The sequence below is a fragment of the Paenibacillus sp. FSL R5-0341 genome (assembly GCF_037975235.1).
GTDB classification, from domain to species: Bacteria; Bacillota; Bacilli; order Paenibacillales; family Paenibacillaceae; genus Paenibacillus; species Paenibacillus amylolyticus_A.
In genome coordinates this window covers 3,861,025-3,881,069 of record NZ_CP150241.1, presented here as the reverse complement: position 1 = coordinate 3,881,069, position 20,045 = coordinate 3,861,025, and the positions used below count along the sequence as shown (strand labels likewise).

General features: G+C 43.5%; 19 protein-coding genes. 14 read left to right on the top strand and 5 right to left on the bottom strand.

Going from position 1 to position 20,045, the window contains the following annotated elements; translation table 11 throughout:
• Window positions 1-24 precede the first annotated feature (24 nt).
• The 9 genes from MKX75_RS17370 (at window position 25) to MKX75_RS17330 (ending at window position 10,587) form a co-directional block, all read left to right on the top strand.
• Entirely contained in the window at window positions 25-1,113 is a 1,089-nt protein-coding gene (locus tag MKX75_RS17370) for an acyltransferase (protein ID WP_339166191.1), read from the top strand.
• A 157-nt stretch (window positions 1,114-1,270) separates the two neighbouring features.
• Window positions 1,271-1,948, top strand: a complete 678-nt coding sequence (locus MKX75_RS17365; protein WP_339166190.1) for a hypothetical protein — start codon at window positions 1,271-1,273, stop codon at window positions 1,946-1,948.
• A complete protein-coding gene (locus MKX75_RS17360) occupies window positions 1,945-2,505 on the top strand; it encodes an AAA family ATPase (protein ID WP_339166189.1) in 561 nt (186 codons plus the stop codon). Before MKX75_RS17365 ends, MKX75_RS17360 begins: the two co-directional genes overlap by 4 nt.
• 56 nt (window positions 2,506-2,561) lie before the next feature.
• Window positions 2,562-2,867, top strand: a complete 306-nt coding sequence (locus MKX75_RS17355; RefSeq protein WP_076331510.1) for a hypothetical protein — start codon at window positions 2,562-2,564, stop codon at window positions 2,865-2,867.
• 224 nt (window positions 2,868-3,091) lie between these two features.
• Entirely contained in the window at window positions 3,092-3,934 is an 843-nt protein-coding gene (locus tag MKX75_RS17350) for a PRD domain-containing protein (protein WP_017687870.1), read from the top strand.
• 169 nt (window positions 3,935-4,103) lie between these two features.
• Window positions 4,104-6,044 carry a beta-glucoside-specific PTS transporter subunit IIABC gene (locus MKX75_RS17345; RefSeq protein ID WP_339166188.1) on the top strand — a complete coding sequence of 647 codons (1,941 nt, stop codon included), beginning with the start codon at window positions 4,104-4,106 and terminating at the stop codon, window positions 6,042-6,044.
• 440 nt (window positions 6,045-6,484) lie between these two features.
• Entirely contained in the window at window positions 6,485-8,398 is a 1,914-nt protein-coding gene (locus MKX75_RS17340; protein ID WP_145148615.1) for a beta-glucoside-specific PTS transporter subunit IIABC, read from the top strand.
• Window positions 8,399-8,432: 34 nt separating this feature from the next.
• Window positions 8,433-9,875: a 6-phospho-beta-glucosidase gene (locus MKX75_RS17335; protein WP_076331513.1), complete on the top strand. Its 1,443-nt coding sequence runs from the start codon at window positions 8,433-8,435 to the stop codon at window positions 9,873-9,875.
• Window positions 9,876-10,188: 313 nt separating this feature from the next.
• Window positions 10,189-10,587, top strand: coding sequence for a RidA family protein (locus MKX75_RS17330; RefSeq protein ID WP_145148613.1), 399 nt, complete (start codon window positions 10,189-10,191; stop codon window positions 10,585-10,587).
• Between the two features lie 116 nt (window positions 10,588-10,703).
• Here MKX75_RS17330 and MKX75_RS17325 read toward each other — a convergent pair whose 3' ends face one another.
• Window positions 10,704-11,864 (bottom strand): S8 family peptidase, encoded by a 1,161-nt coding sequence (locus tag MKX75_RS17325; protein ID WP_339166184.1) that lies wholly within the window; start codon window positions 11,862-11,864, stop codon window positions 10,704-10,706.
• Between the two features lie 219 nt (window positions 11,865-12,083).
• Between MKX75_RS17325 and MKX75_RS17320 the strand changes: the two genes are divergently transcribed.
• From MKX75_RS17320 to MKX75_RS17310, 3 genes are all read left to right on the top strand, one after another.
• Entirely contained in the window at window positions 12,084-12,605 is a 522-nt protein-coding gene (locus MKX75_RS17320; RefSeq protein ID WP_339166183.1) for a GNAT family N-acetyltransferase, read from the top strand.
• A gap of 217 nt (window positions 12,606-12,822) precedes the next feature.
• Window positions 12,823-13,683, top strand: coding sequence for a Cof-type HAD-IIB family hydrolase (locus MKX75_RS17315; protein WP_062835027.1), 861 nt, complete (start codon window positions 12,823-12,825; stop codon window positions 13,681-13,683).
• 508 nt (window positions 13,684-14,191) lie between these two features.
• Complete coding sequence (locus MKX75_RS17310) at window positions 14,192-14,374, top strand: YjfB family protein (RefSeq protein ID WP_062835025.1); 183 nt, start codon at window positions 14,192-14,194, stop codon at window positions 14,372-14,374.
• Window positions 14,375-14,489: 115 nt separating this feature from the next.
• Here MKX75_RS17310 and MKX75_RS17305 read toward each other — a convergent pair whose 3' ends face one another.
• Window positions 14,490-15,122 (bottom strand): DUF1963 domain-containing protein, encoded by a 633-nt coding sequence (locus MKX75_RS17305; protein ID WP_339166182.1) that lies wholly within the window; start codon window positions 15,120-15,122, stop codon window positions 14,490-14,492.
• A 260-nt stretch (window positions 15,123-15,382) separates the two neighbouring features.
• Between MKX75_RS17305 and MKX75_RS17300 the strand changes: the two genes are divergently transcribed.
• Complete coding sequence (locus tag MKX75_RS17300) at window positions 15,383-16,084, top strand: pseudouridine synthase (protein ID WP_339166181.1); 702 nt, start codon at window positions 15,383-15,385, stop codon at window positions 16,082-16,084.
• Window positions 16,085-16,103: 19 nt separating this feature from the next.
• Here MKX75_RS17300 and MKX75_RS17295 read toward each other — a convergent pair whose 3' ends face one another.
• From MKX75_RS17295 to MKX75_RS17285, 3 genes are all read right to left on the bottom strand, one after another.
• The gene (locus tag MKX75_RS17295; protein ID WP_339166179.1) at window positions 16,104-17,033 is read right to left on the bottom strand and encodes a DMT family transporter; all 930 of its coding nucleotides are present in this window, start codon (window positions 17,031-17,033) and stop codon (window positions 16,104-16,106) included.
• Complete coding sequence (locus MKX75_RS17290; RefSeq protein WP_339166178.1) at window positions 17,030-17,881, bottom strand: AraC family transcriptional regulator; 852 nt, start codon at window positions 17,879-17,881, stop codon at window positions 17,030-17,032. The genes MKX75_RS17295 and MKX75_RS17290 overlap by 4 nt, the downstream gene beginning before the upstream one ends.
• A gap of 226 nt (window positions 17,882-18,107) precedes the next feature.
• Window positions 18,108-19,223 carry an NADH:flavin oxidoreductase gene (locus MKX75_RS17285; RefSeq protein WP_339166177.1) on the bottom strand — a complete coding sequence of 372 codons (1,116 nt, stop codon included), beginning with the start codon at window positions 19,221-19,223 and terminating at the stop codon, window positions 18,108-18,110.
• A 224-nt stretch (window positions 19,224-19,447) separates the two neighbouring features.
• Between MKX75_RS17285 and MKX75_RS17280 the strand changes: the two genes are divergently transcribed.
• Window positions 19,448-20,029 (top strand): TetR/AcrR family transcriptional regulator, encoded by a 582-nt coding sequence (locus MKX75_RS17280; protein ID WP_339166176.1) that lies wholly within the window; start codon window positions 19,448-19,450, stop codon window positions 20,027-20,029.
• Window positions 20,030-20,045 lie beyond the last annotated feature (16 nt).

Below are 20,045 nucleotides of genomic sequence, written 5' to 3'. Positions count from 1 at the left end.
TCAGGCACAAGTGAGGTTATCTTTATGAATCAACCGGTTAATCGGCCCCGGCGTATTGAGTATCTGGATCTCTATCGTGCTTTTGCGATCATGGCGGTTGTAGCTATCCACGCTACTTCAACAGCAGTTGCGCATTACCCCAAGCATACACTAGATCATGATGTGTATTACTTCTGGAACACGTTTTTACAATTTGCTGTTCCAGCGTTTCTCTTTCTGTCATCCCTGGTCTTATTCTACAACTACAGTTCCAAGATGAATGAGAAGGGTTGGATGCTCGCTTTTTATAAGAAGCGTTTATTTAATGTATTTGTACCCTATGTAGTATGGTCCCTCATCTATTTTGCCATTAAACAGCTGCTTGCGGGCAAAGAACCTTTGACTCATGGTGTTCAATTTGCCAAACAATTAGTAATGGGAACTGCTCATACGCACTTGTACTTTTTTCTGATTATTCTTCAGTTCTATATCGTGTTTCCATGGCTTCTGTCGCTTGCACGCCATCGTCTGTTTAAACGGTACTTGCCATTATTCTTTATTGCTGCCCAGGCCATATTCTATGCGTTGCATTTACAGTTTCACTTCGAACGAACAGGCAGTTTGCTAACGAGTTATCTAATCGTGATCGGATTTGGTGCATGGATTGGGTTGAACTTTGAGTGGGCATTGAAGAAACTGTATACACACCGTTATGTGCTTATAGCTGCATTGTTGAGCGGAGGTGCCATTTTTATCTATGGTAATGCTTATATCAAGACCGCTTTCGCTGCATACCCGGTGGTTACCTATACCGTGCTGTTCCTGTTCCGAAATCTGTTTACGCTGTCTGCCTGCTTGCTCCTGCTGATCTTTAGTGAACGAATCGGCACTGGACAACATACCGAGGTTCGTAAAGCTACACGTGTTCTGGACTCTTTGGGTACAGTGGCGTTCGGTGTATTTTTAATGCATCCACTCGTACTGCTCTTCTGGAGACGTGAATTCACAGATGACCTGGCTCGGCACTTCAGCGTGGGCATCATTCTATCTTATGTTGTGGCGCTTCTGATCTCATGGATCTGCGCGATGGGATTGCGCCGGATGAAGTGGGGATGGGTACTGATCGGACGGTAAGTATAAATAAGCATATGTAATTTAAGATAAGAGATTTCAAGCCCTCACGCGTTGAGGGAATCACTTGAAATCTCTTTTTTATTTGCCCTAAAGAAGGTATCATAGAGTTTAATGTCCATAAAATTGAATTAATGGAATGTAATAAAGGAGGCATCGGATGCACTTATTTCGAACAGTTAATAGTCATAAATTAAGTGAGTCTGTCGTTCCGAAAATCCAGACACCACTTGGTCAGTTAATAACAAACATTCAATGGAGGCAAGAGAATATCCAGGAATTTGCTGTAAATACAAGATTGTTGAAGACCGATTCATATATTATCCTGTACGAGACACGGGATATCACAGCAGAGCTACTGGTTACAAAACCTGAGCCAAACCTGCCGGATGGAGCTACAATTGACGATTGTCGTTCGTTGATGTGGCGGTGCCAGGCTAAGAAATCTTTGGAGCAAATCCTCTTTATGCTAAAATGGGAAATACCTTTCAATTGGACTCAAAGCGCACCCGATAGTGGGGAGAACCTCGACGCCATTAGTTTCTACGATGATTCTTATGTCCTCACGGTAGGTACGGAAGATGGGGAGACCCTGGTCCGCAGAGCAAAACAGAATCATTGGATGACAAAAAGCATAGCCGATCTAGAAGCTTTTCATTTAATTCAATATCTTGAGGATGGTTTACAAGTTGAAATTCCGAGGATACAAGTGGGAGAGCAGCTACAGATCCATTTTAATGTGGCTTGGGGTGAGTCAACTGATTACAATGTAGGCCCATGGTTTGCAGTGGATATGCTTCCTGAACAAATAATGGCGAAGTCAGGAGTGATCGAATGAAATTTGTGATTATTTTTGGTCCGCAGGCTGTGGGCAAAATGACGGTTGGGCAAGAACTGGAGAAGATAACGAAGCTAAAATTATTTCATAACCATATGACCATTGAACTGGTGACTCCTTATTTCAGTTATGGTACACCACAAGGCAAAAGACTGGTGAATCTGTTCCGTCAGGAGATTTTTGAAGAAGTCGCGAAGAGTGACCTGCCGGGTCTGATTTTCACATTTGTATGGGCTTTTGACCTGAAGCAAGACGGAGAGTACATTCGTCAAATCAGCGAATTGTTTGCATCTCATGGAGGTCAGGTCTGTTATGTGGAACTGGAGGCTGATGCATCAGAAAGACTAGAGCGCAATAAAAGTCCGCATCGCCTGTTACATAAGCCAACCAAGCGTGACATCGCGTGGTCTGAGCGAGATTTACTTGATACGATGAAGAAATATCGATTGAACTCGGAACCAGGAGAAATCACGCATGAGCACTACATAAGGATTGATAACACGCACAAGAGCCCGGATGAAGTGGCACAGTTAATCAAGGAACGCTTTAATTTATAATTGGAGAAAAGTCTAACTTAGCAGATTAGTTACTTTATATGAAAGGGGCACTGCACATGTATTTTATTATATTTTTGCTCATAGGACTTGTTCTATGTTATCTGATCCCATTCGGTCCGATTTTGGCTGGGGGCATTGTTTTCGCACTTGTGATAGATCATTACCGTCAGACGATGCATATGCGTGAAGATATCCGAGACATCAAGCATCATCTGGGGTTAATGAACAAAGGTGAGGCGAATGAGTACGAGATGGATAAGCAATTTAAAGATGTCGATCGTTTGGATTCAGAACAAATGGACATGATTAATCGAAGAGTTGAAGCAGAACTGGAAAAAGACAGCAAAAACAATAAAACGTGAATATCTGTAAAATAATTCTTGTTTTGATCACTCCTGTGAGTATATTTACCTAGATCGGGAGTCATGCTAATTCGATATTAACTTTTTGTTGCACTGTGTAGAATTTTGTAATATTATGAGGGAAGCGCGTACAACATATCGGGTTGTAACTGTTGAATCAGGCAAAGCCGTATACCTTGAGAAAAGGGATTGGTTTGTCTTTTTCTGTATATTGGAGTGATAAAGTGAAAATCGAGAAGGTGCTGAACAATAATGCTGTAGTTGCAATGAATGACGAACAACAGGAAGTTATTATCATTGGCCGGGGGATTGCTTATCAGAAGCGGGCGGGTGATATGGTTTCCGAGCAGCATATCGACAAGATATTTACTTTACAGAATGAAGATATTCAGGAAAACTTCAAGGCATTAATCTCAAGCATTCCGCTGGAATACATGAAAGTATCTGAGGAAATCATCGCTTACGCCAAATTAAAACTTGGCAAAAAACTGAATGAGAGCATCTACTTGCATCTCACAGATCATATTCACTTTGCCATTGAGCGGTATCGCAAGAATCTGCCCATACGTAATGGTCTAATCTGGGAGACAAAGCAGTTATACAAAGAGGAATACGAAGTCGGAATGGAAGCGCTCAATATGATCTGTGATCAGTTTGGTGTGATCTTGCCTGAGGACGAAGCCGGTTTTATGGCACTTCACTTTGTAAATGCAGCTTTGAACGAGGAAATGCCCAACATCAAGAGTATGACGCAGGTCATGCAGGAAATCTTGACGATCATCAAGTATCATTTCAAGATTGATTTTGATGAGAACTCACTGACATTCTATCGCTTTGTGACGCATTTGAAGTTTTTCGCTCAACGTTTGGTGAAGGGAAAACATTACAAGAGCAACAACGATGATGAATTGTTCCTGATGATTCAGAAGAAATATCCGGCAGCGCACAAGTGCTCGGAGAAAATCAAGAAATTCATTGAAAGCAACTACACGTATCAACTAACTGACGAAGAAATGATGTACTTAACGATTCATATTGAGAGAGTTGTGAATGCAACTTCTGAATAATCCCATAGATCAGCTTGCAGGGTTGCAACCACTAGGGCAAAACCTGAACGATTGAATGATAGAACATACCGTTAACCGGATGTTTCTTCCATTCAGATGTTCAGGTTTTTTTTATTCTCTCCAATAGGCTTCGAATCCGTGTTTAATCAGAAAGGAAGAAAACAACTTCATGAAACACGAACAATTAGCTAAAGACATTCTGTCTGGCGTTGGTGGCAAACAGAACATTAACAGTGTGGTGCACTGTGCGACCAGACTTCGTTTCAAATTAAAAAATGACGGTAATGCCAAAACAGATGATCTCAAAAATCTGCCTGGAGTCATAACGGTAATGCAAAGCGGGGGGCAATATCAGGTTGTTGTAGGTAACGAAGTGTCTGATGTGTATAAAGCCTTGCTACAGGTTGGTAATATGAATGCGGATGAACCGATCTCAAGTGACGATGATGCTGAATCTTCCGGTAAAAAAGAAAGTCTCCTAGGTCGATTTATCGACTTGATCTCAGGTGTATTTACACCAATTCTCGGCTTGCTAGCTGCAACAGGGATGATCAAAGGTTTCCTGTCCATGTTTACTTCTCTCGAATGGCTGGACCCGGCTTCAGGAACATATCAATTGTTGAATGCGGCAGGTGACTGTCTGTTCTACTTCTTCCCAATCTTCCTGGGTTACACAGCAATGAAAAAATTCGGTGGATCTCCATTCCTCGGGATGGCCATCGGAGCATCACTTGTATATCCGACCTTATCCGGTCTTAGCGGTGGAGAACCGTTGTATACGCTATTTACAGGCACATTGTTTGAATCACCGATTCATATCACGTTCCTGGGCATTCCCGTTATCTTGATGAGTTATTCCTCATCTGTAATTCCGATTATTATTGCTGCTTATTTTGGAGCAAAAGTAGAAGCGTTCTTCAAAAAGATCATTCCATCTGTTGTAAGAACGTTCCTCACGCCATTCTTTACGATTCTAATTGTTGTTCCTGTAACATTCCTCTTGATTGGTCCAATCGCAACATGGGCAAGTCAGCTGATCGGTGCGGGCGTATCCGGCATCTATGACTTGAGTCCGTTGGTAACAGGTATTGTTGTTGGTGGATTGTGGCAAGTATTGGTTATCTTCGGGTTACACTGGGGTATCGTACCAATCATGCTGCTCAATCTGTCCACACTGAAAGCAGATCCGATTCTGGCGATGATGTTTGCTGCTTCCTTTGCTCAGATTGGTGCTGTTCTTGGTGTCATGCTTAAAACGAAAAATACCAAACTCAAATCACTGGGTGTTCCTGCCTTTGTGTCCGGGATTTTCGGTGTAACTGAGCCTGCTATCTATGGTCTTACTTTGCCACTGAAAAAACCATTTATTATGAGTTGTATTTCTTCTGCAGTAGCTGGTGGTATTATTGGATTCGCAGGTTCCAAAATGTTTGTTTTCGCTTCAGGCATCTTCGGTGTTCCAGCGCTGATTAGTCCGACAGCAGGCATTAACTATGAATTCTGGATGGCTATGATTGCCACAGTTATTGCTTTTGTACTCAGTTTTGTTCTCGTTTATTTCGTAGGATTCAAAGATCCTGCTAATCCGGAAACTGCCAAACAGACTCCGGAGCCAGTAAAAGAAGAAAAGGCTGCATTTGAGCCTAATCCAAATAATCGTTATGAAATTTCCAGTCCGATGACGGGTGATGTGGTTCCTTTGCAAGAAATTAATGATGCTACATTCGCTGGTGAACATATGGGTAAAGGTATTGCTATTCGCCCAACCAGTGGGAGAGTTGTATCCCCGATTAATGGTGTTGTACAGACGATTTACCGTACCAAGCATGCGATTGGTCTTGTAGATGATCAAGGTGTAGAGATTCTGATCCATATCGGTCAGGATACGGTACAGCTTAAAGGTCAGCATTTCACTGCACATGTGAAGGACGGGGATCGTGTGAATGTTGGCGATCTGATCGTTGAATTCGATCTGCAGGCCATTATTGACGCGGGATATGAGACGGTAACACCGATTATTGTAACGAACACGGCTGATTATTTGGACGTGGTTGGTACGACAGATCGTACTGTGCAAGAGAAGGATAAATTGATTACGGTTATCGGTTAATTCTACTTTCAGTGCGTAGTTATATATGAGAATAGAATGTAATACAGGGACAACTTCGATGCTTTTGAAGTTGTCCTTTTTCTCGTTTTCGACAGCTTGAATTTATTTTGTAATATCATAAAAATAAGTGTTGCAAATGTAGTTCAGATGTACTATGATGAGTTCAAGAAGTAAGCGCATACATCAATCGGGTTGTAACTGTTCAATCAGGCAATTCCGACCACCATGGTCTCAAGATTGATTGCAACTTACTTTAGTTAATGAAGTAACTGAATACCAATGTGTACAGCCTTACAGGGTTGCAACCGTTAAGGGCAAAACCTGAATTGCTGAATAACACGACTGATTTCCGGATGTTCCGGTACGTTGTGTATGTTCAGTAGTTCAGGTTTTCTTTGTTTCAAAAGCATGGGGAGTTTACTTAGAGAGGGAGAATTACAATGAGCAACTACGATCAATTGGCTAAGGATATTCTGACACGTGTAGGTGGTCGTGAGAATGTAAACAGTGTATTCCATTGTGTAACAAGACTGCGGTTTAAACTGAAAAATGAAAGCGTAGCCAAAACAGAAGAACTTAAAAATCTGCCAGGTGTTATTACCGTTATGCAAAGTGGTGGACAATATCAAGTCGTTATCGGCAATGAAGTGCCGGATGTATATAAAGCAGTCGTTAAAGCGGGTAATTTCCCGAGCGAAGGTCAGTTTGAAGAGGAAGCAGACAACTCAGGCAAGAAAGTTGGATTGTTCAGTCGATTTATCGACATGATCTCTGGTGTGTTCACACCACTGCTCGGTTTGCTTGCTGCAACAGGTATGATCAAAGGTTTCACAGCCATGTTTGTAGCATTTGGATGGATCGAAAATACATCAGGGACGTACCATTTGCTGAATGCACTTGGTGATTCACTGTTCTACTTCTTCCCGATCTTCCTTGGATACACGGCAATCAAGAAATTTGGGGGTTCACCGTTCCTGGGTATGGCGATAGGTGCTTCGTTAGTGTATCCTACGCTGTCCGGTTTGACTGCAGGAGATCCACTATACACTTTGTTCACAGGTACATTGTTTGAATCACCAATTCACATTACGTTCTTAGGTATCCCGGTTATATTGATGACGTATTCAACATCGGTTATTCCGATCATTATTGCTACGTTCTTCGCTGTGAAGATTGAAAAATTCTTCAAAAACATCATTCCTAAAGTGGTTAGCACATTCTTGGTTCCATTCTTTACATTGCTCGTGATTGTTCCGGTAACTTTCATTGTAATTGGTCCAATTGCCACTTGGGCTGGTCAATTGGTTGGTGCAGGTACAACAAGTATCTATGAATTGAGTCCAATTATTACAGGTTTGGTTCTCGGCGGATTCTGGCAAGTGCTAGTACTGTTTGGACTTCACTGGGGACTTGTACCGGTTATGCTTCTTAACCTAAGTACATCGGGGGCTGATCCAGTTCTTGCAATGTCCTTCGGCGCTTCCTTTGCTCAAACAGGTGCAGTACTTGCAGTGTTGCTCAAAACAAAAAATTCCAAGTTGAAATCATTAAGCATTCCAGCGTTTATTTCCGGTATATTCGGTGTAACTGAGCCGGCAATCTATGGTGTAACTCTTCCGTTGAAAAAGCCGTTTATCATGAGTTGTATTGGTGGTGCTGTCGGTGGTGGTATTTTAGGATGGGCAGGCTCAAAGCTTTACGTCTTTGGTGGACTGGGTATCTTCGGTATTCCAAGCTTTATCAACAAAGAAGCAGGTCCTGATTCCGGATTCTATATGTCCATCGTTGCAGTATTGGTAGCATTCATCGTTGGTTTTGTCTTGACGTACGTGTTTGGATTTAAAGACAAAGTAGAAGCTACACCAGCTCCAGCACCTGTACTTGATCCAAATCCGAACAGCAGATACGAAATCGTAAGCCCAATGGCTGGTGAAGTCGTTGCACTGAAAGAAATTAATGACGTAACATTTGCAGGAGAGCACATGGGTAAAGGGATTGCGATTCGTCCAACCAGCGGCAGAGTGGTATCTCCAATCACAGGTGTCGTTCAAACCGTATATCGCACTAAACATGCCATTGGTCTTGTAAGCGATGATGGAGTAGAGATGCTGATCCATATTGGACAGGATACGGTAAAACTGAAAGGTCAACATTTTACAACACATGTGAAAGACGGAGACCGCGTTAACGCAGGTGACCTGATTGTTGAGTTTGATCTGCAAGCGATTAAGGATGCAGGGTATGAAACGGTTACACCGATCATTGTTACTAATACTTCAAAATATCTGGACGTTGTAGGAACCAAAGATGCATCCGTTCATGAGAAAGATAAATTGATCACGGTATTAAGCTAATTAAAATTACAGATGGCTTAGGAGGAACTCCTCAATGAATGAAAAGTTTACAGCCTTCCCGGAGAATTTTCTCTGGGGAGGAGCAACCGCAGCGAATCAATTGGAAGGCGCTTATCTGGAAGGTGGCAAAGGTTTAACAACCGTAGATCTGATTCCGATTGGTGCCAATCGATGGAATATTGCTCTGGGTAACCTGGATTCGTATGAACCCAAAGCAGGAGAATTCTATCCTTCCCATGAAGCCATTGACTTCTATCATCGCTATAAGGAGGATATTGCGTTATTTGCAGAAATGGGATTCAAGTGTCTCAGGCTTTCCATTGCCTGGGCACGGATTTTCCCTAATGGCGATGAAGCGGAGCCGAACGAAGCGGGCTTGCAATTTTATGATGATGTCTTCGATGAGTTATTGAAATACAACATTGAACCTGTGGTGACGATCTGTCATTTCGATGTACCTGTGCATCTGGTCGAGACATACGGCGGGTGGAAGAATCGCAAGATGATCGGTTTCTTTGAGAAGTATGCGACGACGTTATTCAATCGTTACAAGGATAAAGTGAAGTATTGGATGACGTTTAATGAAATTAATATGTTGCTGCATCTTCCTTACATCGGAGCGGGAATTGTTCTGCAGGATGGTGAAGACAAAGAACAGGTTCTGTATCAGGCAGCACATCATGAATTGGTAGCGAGTGCACTTGCTGTTAAGGCTTGTCATGAGATTATTCCTAGTGCGCAGATCGGGTGTATGTTAGCCGCTGGAATGGTCTATCCATACAGCTCCAACCCGGATGACGTGTGGAAAGCCATGGAGAAGGATCGAGAGTCATTCTTCTTCATCGACGTGCAGTCGAAGGGAGCATATCCGGGATATACGAAAAGATTTTTCAGGGAAAATGATATTCGGATTGAAATGCAACCGGAAGATGCAGATATTTTAATGCAGAATACGGTCGACTATATCGGTTTTAGCTACTATGCGAGCCGGTGTACAAGTACGGACCCTGAGATTTTGAAAGATTCGACAGAGGGCAATGTATTTGGTTCGGTGAAAAACCCGTATCTGCAAGCATCCGAGTGGGGATGGACCATTGATCCTAAGGGCCTCCGAATTACATGTAATCAGCTACATGATCGCTATGGCAAACCTTTGTTTATCGTAGAAAATGGACTTGGGGCAACCGATGTGCTGCTAGACAATGACTCTGTTGAAGATGACTATCGCATCGAGTATTTGAATAGTCATTTTGCCGAGATGGCTGAAGCGATTCAAGATGGGGTAGAACTTCTGGGTTACACGAGCTGGGGACCGATCGACCTGGTCAGTGCGGGTACCGGAGAGATGAAGAAACGTTATGGCTATATCTATGTAGATAGAAATAATGATGGCACGGGCACACTTCGCAGAGTGAAGAAGAAGAGTTTTCACTGGTACAAAGATGTTATTGCGAGTAATGGTGCACAATATTTCTGATACAAGGTGTTCGACGCTATAGAATAAACAAAGAGCAGTCTCGTTATTACGGGATTGCTCTTTGTTTATGAGGGATGAATTTGACCCATGATATGACCTTTAGATATAATAAAAATATCAAGAGAATCTTGTCACTTAAGAAGGGAGGAGCATCCACTCATGAAGAAAAAATCACTTGCGTTTATATCTTCGGGATATGGATACTCCACTGCTGTCTTTTTCTAGAATCTATTCCAAGGGTGAGGTCTGCCCAAAATCGGAAGAAAACTAGGAGATAATGCAGAAAAATCTTAGGAATGACGAGGTAATCCAAATGAATATTGACAAAATCACCAGAAAAAATCCAGCCAATATGCCAGCTCCTGTAGGTCAGTACACGCATATTACAAGAATCCCGAAGAATGCAGAGTTATTTGTGACTTCGGGTCAAATTGGAGCAGATCGTAGTGGACTTTTTCCAGAGAGTCTGAATGAGCAAGTCACTAATACATTTAATAATATTAAAACAGTGCTCGAATCGGAGCATTTAGATGCTGAACATATTATCAAAGTGAACGTATGGGCAACCGAGAAAATCGATTGGGATTTCTTATATGCCGAGTGGGGACAATTATTTAGTACGGATTATCCTGCAATGACGATTGGATATATTACGGAGTTAGGTCTACCAGAAATTAAAATTGAAATAGAGCTTTGGGCAGCAAAAGTTTAACAAGGAATACTTTCTAACCAAAAGAAGGAGCATCTCACTTACAGATGCCCCTTCTTTTTTTATTGGTGAAAATGGAAAGGAAATGCCTTGAGCAATCATGAGCGATAGTAGGTGTATTATGGCACCTGCAAGCTCTGATAGGCATTCAGTCGACCATACGTCCAATAGATCCCGGAACCTGATACCGGATCGGAAGCGAAACACAGCGCATCACGGATCTGGGCATTTGTTTTCCCACGTGCAGCAAGAAGGGCAGCCACTCCAGCCACATGAGGAGCAGCCATGGATGTTCCGCTAAGATAGGCATAGGAACCACCCAGGTATGTGGATAAAATGGTATCACCCGGGGCAGCCATATCAACCCAGGAACCATAGTTGGAGAAATTGGATTTGAGATCAGAGGGGTTGGTTGAAGCGACAGCAATCACGTTGGGGTACGATGCAGGTACAATCGGGAATGAAGTGTTGTCGTTACCGGCTGCAGCAATAATCACAGCTCCCCGATCCCAAGCATACTGTACCGCAGCTTGAAGGAAAGCATCCCCCATCGGACCACCGAGGCTCAGGTTAACAACCTGTACACCGTTATTGGCCGCATAGACAAGCCCGTTACCGACATTACCTACCGTTCCTTGTCCGTTGTTATCCAGTACCCGGAGCGGAACGATGGATGCGAGTGGTGCAGCGCCTGCGATACCCACACCATTGTTGGTAACGGAGGCAGCGATCCCGGCTACATGGGTGCCGTGACCGTTCCCGTCCTCAGGGATGTTATCATAATCAACATAATCATAACCGGGGAGAAGCTTGGAGGCCAATTCTGGGTGATTCAGCTGTACACCGGTATCGATAATGGCGATTTTGACAGAGCTGTTGCTCTGAGTAGTATCCCATGCAGCGGGTGCATTGATTTTTGGCAAGTTATACTGGTAAGGAAAGAACGGATCGTTAGGGGTGAAGGATGCCTCAACAAGGTAATTCGGCTCAGCATGTTCAATCAGCTCATGATCTTTGTAATGTTTAATCATCCGGTGCATTTTTTTGCGAGATTCCAGACGGTACCATCCTAAATCCTCATAAGTTTCGGCGACCTTACATTTTCTTTTTTGGTGAAGGGTGTGCATGTCATCTGGTGTCGTACCTTCCTTGAATTTAACTAAGAGCTGCTTGGGAGCATGAGGATGAAACTTGCTCTCGGCACGTTGGTCCAGATAACGATACACGAACACGATTATTGCTAGCAAAATGAAACCAAAAACACCTAACCATAACCACATGAGCGTTTCTCCCTCCAATATGGATTGTGACACGCCTTATCGTATGCGAACTCTATCAGACTGCGTGGGCACTTTTTCAATTTGGTTAGTAGTGTAGATAGATTGATAGGGCGGGATAAATTCGGTAAGATGAAATGAAGAGAGCGGATCTGGCATGAATAAGATTCAAGGAAGGGCCAGAGGTAGCTCCTAATACAGAGGATAAGGAATGTGGATTTATTGACACAACTTCAGAATATACCGACAGTAACACCAGTTCAGGCACACCAGATTGAGGATGCCATTGATTTTGCCATGCGTGTACGCAGAGAAGTGTTTCCCATGATGGATCATACAAGATTGCCTGTGGACTTCGAGCAGTTCAGAGAACACTATCTGGACTCAGATGATGCGATCTTTCTGGTTGCGAAGATGGGGGATGGGAACATCGTCGGCACTATTGGAATTTTGCCATATGATGGACGTATTGAAGCCGTGAAAGGTAGATATGCAGCTCAGTCCGCAACCGAAATTGTGAAATGTTATGTGGACCCTGCATATCGCAGATATGGCATTGGTTCGATGCTGGTAAAGGAACTGGAGAATGCAGTAAAGGATATGCACTATACGACACTGTATCTGCATACACATCGCTTCTTGCCAGGAGCCGTAGATTTCTGGAAACGTCAAGGGTTTACGGTTATTGTTGAACAGGAGGATGACTGGCAAACCGTACATATGGACAAGTTGGTAGGTAGGTGACCATGGGTATGATTGAAGGAAAATAACATTGTAATGGAACTGTTTATACCCGACGAGGATGAATATTACTACTTTGATACGCGGATTCTTTTGCAGGATTTTTGGAGAAATTGATTGATCAGCGAACACCACGGAATAGGTAATTTTGTATAAGGAAAATGCCTGTCGACACTCGCTCGATTAGACATAGACAACACACAAGATGGGGGCTACACAGATGAACGAAACGAAGCGAAAAATTGTTTTTATTGATATTGATGGCACATTGGTTGACGATGACGGAAGTATTCCGTTGTCAGCCCAGAAGGCTTGCAAACAGGCTCGTGAGAATGGGCATCTGCTCTATTTATGTACTGGCCGATCCAAAGCGGAAATCTATGATTCCATCTGGGATGTTGGATTCGACGGTCTGATTGGTGCAGGTGGGGGCTATGTGGAATTTGGCAAGGACGTGCTTTATCACAAAAGGGTGACAGCGGAAGATGTTCGACACATGGTCGATTTCTTCAATGAACACGGCATTGACTTCTACCTTGAATCGAATTCGGCTCTCTATGCAAGTAGCAATCTTCAACCTCACCTGGAACGCCGTATCTATGGTGATGTGGAGAACGACCCAGTAGCCAGAGAGAAGAAGGAGCTGAAACCGCACCCGTTTATTGCCGGATTGACGTATGGAGAAGCGGATCTGTATAAAGACGACGTGAACAAGGTGTGTTTTCTGGAGAGCTCGGTGATCCCGTTTGAACGAATCAAGCAGGAGTTTGAAGGCAAATTCGAAGTCATTCAGTGCACCGTGCCAATCTTTGGTGAAGGAAGTGGTGAGCTGATGATCCCTGGTATTCACAAAGCAATTGCGATCGCTGATCTGCTGGAGCATCTGGGCATGTCACAGCAAGATACATTCGCCATCGGCGATGGCATGAATGATGCTGAGATGCTGGAATTTTGTAATGTCGGAATTGCCATGGGCAATGCGAAGCCGGGTCTGAAAGTCATTGCAGATGATATTACTGGAACAGTTGAGGAAGATGGATTGTATCACAGTTTTGTGAAGTATGGGTTGATTGAGGGGTAGTATACTCAAACAGTAGGAAGAGAGGTGCTCATATGTCTGAAGGAATTAAAGTAGAATTGGAAGTTAGTGCATTAGGTCAAGAAACAGTTCAAGCATATAATGATTCGTTTCGTAGACACGAGATAGTAAGAACTCGCACATTACCCAAAGAGACAACATTGGAGTAGATCGAAGAATTGGTGAAAGATATGATGACGGAGGTCAAAAAAGATTTTGAGCAACCGGAGCAGTTATTAGCCAAAGTGACTCTGAGAGCCAAGGAATCGAATGGCGTACTGGAATATCTGGGTTGAGACTTATATATAAAGTGAAATGAAACAGGCAACTTCCAGATGGAAAGTTGTCTGTTCATGATCATCTCTCCCAAATGATTTTAACATATCAACTTGAATCAATGAAGTTTGCGTACAAATTAGCAGAGTTGTGTAATTCCTTCAACATTTACTCCTCACTATCCGATATATAATAAGTACATCTATGTGATCAGACAGCGAAAGGAGTGCAGAACATGGATATTGCAGCATTATCAATGGCAATGAGCCAAGCTTCAGCAGTACAATCGGCAAGCTTGCAAGTGATGTCGATTACGAAAGACATGGCGCAACAGCAAGGTCAGCAGATGGCGGAAATGTTGAAGTCAGTACCTGCTCCTCACCCTAATCTGGGTAGCAGTCTGGATATTTCAGTATAGGCAGATTAGAAGGATGCATTCTTGTGAAAACATTGCAGCAAGCAAAGCCCAAACAGCTCCAATTCTAACGAATTGAGCCCGTTTGGGTTGTTTATTTTTCAATTCGGAGCAGATCCTAAGTAGCCTGTACGAAAAATAGTCCATCTAATGGTGCTTCAGCAGAGGCAGGACCTTTTCGCAAAAATAAATAACCGTTGGCATCAGAGAGTCCCAATATGTCCTGGTAGGGCTCGGGAAAATCTGCGGAATAAACCTGGCATACTAGTTGATAATGAGCTAATAGATGATCGATTCCATTGATTCCGTTGGGTAAAGTCGAGGTGAAGAACGAAAAGGCAGGGAAATCCTGCTCCGCTAATGACGTTTCAGAGAAACGCACTCCACTTAAAGGGATGCACTCTGCGGGACCTACAGTAGTGTGCGGTTGTGAAGTTACCGATACAGAGGTACATCCGGCCAGTATATTTTCGTTCCATTCCAGCTCATCTCCTGTGTATGTCACCTGATCCAGAAAGTATTCTGTAGCCGAATACGTAGAGAAGACCGAGATGAACATGTCTGCTGGCAAAGAAGGGATATGAACATGCTGCAAGAGTTTCTTGCAATCAATGGAGAATAGATGTAACAAGGGCTCTCCTTCCGGATTGAGGGGCCATTCTTGAATGTATGCCTGTTCTCCGCCAATCCACATACCAGCGTTTTGGTTCGGATGATCAGGATCCACTGTAATTTGAGTCACGTTGTACATGGAAAACTCCTTCTTTTCTCGTAATGTCGCGCTTCGTGTCATAGTAACAATAGAGTGTAGAACGTACTTTTTTGGGGTTGCTCAATATCTTTTTGGCTTATGGATGTACTTTTGGATAACAATCCATTGCTTCGTTACATTATAAGTGAGATGATGTGGAATGAAAATCAGTACAAGGTACTAACTCACTAGACGAAGTGAATGAACGTACCAGCACTCAAAGAACTAGTGGCAATACTATAGATGAGAAGCGGTGACACATGTTAATTAACAAATACATAAGTGAAACGGGATTCTGCTCCCGCAGGGAAACGAGCCGATTAATTGCAGCTGGACACATAACGATCAATGGCAGGGTATGTGAAAAAGGGGCCGAAGTTGAGCCTCACGACGTGGTCCTCATTGATGGCAAGGAGATACCTCGTGATGACAGCGAACCTGTCTATATTGCTCTGAATAAACCCATCGGTATTGTCTGCACAGCAGCACCAAATGTGGAGAGGAACATCATTCAATATATAAATTATCCTTCTCGCATATTTGCGATAGGCAGGCTGGATAAGGCATCTGAAGGGTTGATTTTGCTTACGAATGACGGGGGAATTGTGAACAAGATGATGCGTTCGGAGCACAACCATGATAAAGAATATGTAGTGACCGTAGACAAACCCTTAACAGACGAATTTATAAAGTCGATGTCCGAAGGGGTTGAAATTCTGGACGTGGTGACCAAGCCCTGCGAAGTGTATAGGCAAAGTGAAGACGTATTTCGTATTATTTTGACACAAGGTCTCAACCTGCAGATTCGCAGAATGTGCAAAGCCTTGGGGTACCGAGTGTTAAAGCTGGAGCGCGTGCGGATTATGAATATTACGCTGGATCAACTAGAGCGTGGGCAATGGCGTCATCTGGAGCAAGAGGAGTTGGGGATGCTGCTGTCTCAATTAAATGAGATTAAATGAATAAGAAATGAAGCAAACACTAACCGCTACGCGGAATAGTGTTTTTGTTGTTGAGCTTATTTGCTGTTCGCTCTGAAATGTAAGAACCGAATAAGGTTAAGAACGCCCCGAGCAGGATGACCCAGGTTATCTGTTCCCGAAGAATGATCGCAGATGACACAACAGTAATGACAGGTACCAGATAGATATACACACTTGCTTTAATAGCTCCAAGAAGACTCACGGTCCGGTTCCAGGTTACGAAACACAACGCAGAGGCACCCAGTCCGAGGTAGAGGAAATTGGAGAGATTAGTCATGTTCTTAAAACGGCCAAGCTCCAAATGAAAGTCAGACAGGAGCAGAGCTGGTAGCATCAAGACTAAGCCATAAAAGAACACTTTGCGTGTAGCACCGATGGTGTGATAGGGAAGCTCGCCAATTTTTCGCATCAATACAGAGTATATCGCCCATACCGCAGGTGCGATGCAAGCAAGCAGATCACCTACCGGATTCAGTTGCAGAACGAAACTGCCGTTCAGGGCGATGAGTATGATACCGCTCAAGGCAATCCCGAATCCGATGATAAAGCGGCGCGTTAACTTCTCACCATCCAGGAAGAAATGTGCGAGCACGGCAGTGAAGAATGGGGCAATGGAGACAATAACACCCACATTGGAAGCCGTTGTGTAGACCAGTGCTACATTTTCAATGAGAAAATATAGAGTCACCCCACATAGACCTGCTCCGATAAATAGCCATTCTTCCCTGAATGAGGCGATCCGCAGTGAACGTGGATAGATCAGCAACAGTATCAAATACCCGATCAGAAAGCGGAAAAATAGAATTTCCACTGGAGTAAAGTCAATCAACAGAACCTTCGTCGAGACAAAAGTAGTTCCCCAGATCAAGATGGTAAACAGGGCGAGCAAATGTCCGGTAGAAACCTTGGTATTATGATGACTTGTCATACGATATGATTGGTGGTTCGTTTCGGCTCTGCATCATGATTGAAGATACGTCGGTATTGCTTGGGCGTCAGGCCAATCAGTTTTTTGAAAAAATTCGTAAAGTGGCTTTGATCGCTAAACCCTGTCTGTGCTGCCACTTCAATCGGAAGCTGGCCTTGTTCCAACAGTCGTTTGGCTTGATTAATGCGAATCGTCTCCAGATAACGGTAGGGGGATATCCCTTTTTGGCGAGTGAATAAACGCAGCAGGTGATACTTGCTCATCTCCGTCAAGTTGGCTAACTCGTTCAACGAGATGCTCTCCATATAATGAGATTCTATGTAATCACATATGCGCCTGATCTCTGTAGTGACGTCCTGTGTGGAAACAGGTGGTTCCACATCCGAATAATCTCGCAGTAATTGATCCAGCAAAAACAGTAATAATTCTTCCTTATAGAAATCCGATTGCTCCTCTAGAATCATCTGATGCAGCTCATGCAGGGAACCAACAAGTTCACTCTGGTAGAGAACAGGGGATGTAAACCGGGGCAAGTAAGCTTGTCCGGTAATTTCTCTCACATACTCTCGCATAACATCAGGCTGGACGTTAATACAGCGATAGTCGAAGGTGCTTCCGTCGATCTGTTCGCAGGCATGAGGGTCTTGTGGATTAAAGACTATAATATCTCCACTATTCAAAATATATTCTTCGTTGTTGCAGACGAGGTGTCGCTTGCCTTGCTCAATAAATCCAATGACATAATAGTCATGAAAATGATTGGGGAATTTCTGCATGATGCCTTCAAATTGATAAGCTTCTAGCTGTAGATCGGTATCAAATACCACAGTCCGAACTTCCCGAGTCATGATGCACCTTCTTTCTTGTATGTTAACGTCAGTATAGGATGTAAAGAAGGCTTTTTCTTGAACGATATTGCTATTGCTCGAAGTGTCTGATCGGACAGGGTTACTCCAAAACAAAATACCCGCAATCCCGAAGAGAAAGCGAGCCCTTTGCTTAGTATAGTTGATTCATGAGTTCAAACCTATATATATGGGGCAAAAAAATGTCCGGAACAATAATTAATTGTTCTTAATTTAATGTAGCCAGTGCTTCAGGTGTAAAAGGCTTAATCTCAGATACGCGTCCTTCGCGCATTTTGGCAGCCCATGCCGGGTCACCGAGAAGCGCACGTCCCACAGCCACCAGATCAAATTCCTGTTGCTCATATCGCTTCATAAGTTCGCTCATACCTGGATGTGTTGCTTTATCTGCTCCTGCTTCAGGCTCATCGGGCATCCCCACAGAACCGACGGTAATGGTGGTTTGACCACTCAGCTTCCGCACCCAACCTGCAAATCCAAGCTCAGATCCTTCGAACTCGGGCTCCCAGAAGCGTCGTGTGGAGCAGTGGAAGATGTCTACACCAGCGTCAACCAGTAAACGAAGGAATTGTTCCAGTTGTTCGGGTGTGTCGAACAGTCTGGCTTGATAATCATTCATCTTCCATTGAGAAATTCGCATGGCAATAGGGAAATCAGGGCCTACCGCCGCACGGACTGCCTTAACAAGTTCAACCGCGAATTGAGTTCGTTTCTCAAGGTCGCCACCGTAGCGGTCTGTTCTGTTATTCGTTGTTTTCCAGAAAAACTGATCGATCAGAAAACCGTGCGCACCGTGAAGCTCAATCCCGTCAAAACCAATGCTTTGCGCATTGGCCGCTGCATCGGCATAAGCTTGAATCACTGTTGCGATCTCTGCCTCCGTCATAGGCGCACCTACTTGAGTACCTTCCATATCAATTCCTGATGGACTAAGCGAAGCGGCTTCCGGGTGAGGTTGAGATCCGGAAGGACGAACGATTCCCATATGTAGAATTTGCGGGAAAATTTTTCCGCCAGCTTCGTGGACTTGTTTGACCACTTCAGCCCACCCTTGAAGAGCTGCTTCCCCATACATATGAGGGATTTTAGGCTCACTTGATGCAGATGGATGCTCAATGGTCGCACCTTCGGTAATAATGAGTCCAACACCATGCTCGGCACGCCGACGATAGTATGCAGCTACATCGGGGCCTGGGACACCATCCGGGGAGAAGGCACGAGCCATGGGGGACATGATGATGCGCGAGGACAGGGTTAATTTTTTAACAGTGTATGGTTGAAACAGAAACTCCGTAGAAATAACGTTATGTTGTTGATTATTCAAACTAAGCACCTCCATTATTATGCACCTTCAAGCGGGTACGAGTGCAATCTTAACAAGGTCTATAGGCATGCTCAACCAACAATCGGAGCATTTTGTTGCTTAAGCGAAAGACGCTGATTATTGTATGGTGTCTTTGTACTTACTTTCACTTGTTGAACAAATAACACTTATCTATAATGAAGAAGTCTAACCAAATATTTTTGTATACTAAGGAGGATTGGTACATGTCTGGTGTATTGTCTCCAAACTCGAATGATCCGCGTGTGATTCGCACGCGTCAATTAATTCTTGATGCGTTTTTAAACCAATTGAATCTTAAAAATTTCAACAGCATTACGATTCAAAACATTACGGAACAAGCCACAATTAACAGAGCTACTTTCTACGCCCATTTTCAGGATAAATATGCACTGCTTGAAGCCTTGTTATCGGATGCTTTTATGGAATATGTAACGAAAAGGGTGGACCCGGATGCTCGGTTATCAGCCGAAACCATACAGCAGCTTATATTTTCATTATGTGACTATCACGTCTCAAGTCATGGATGCATCAAAAAATATGAGACGGTTGCACCAATTATTGAAGAGAATATCAAGACTCAACTGGAGCAATTCCTTCTTGAATTAATGAGCAAAGTAGCGGGGGATCTAGATCCCAAAACGCTGAAAATTACGGCAACCATGCTAAGCTGGTCGATCTATGGAATGACCTATCGATGGAATATTGAAGGCGGGCAGGAATCCCCTGCTGAATTAGCCAACAGGGTGGTCCCCTATATGATGGGCGGATTGGAATTGTTGAATTAAATTCATTTAACGAAAT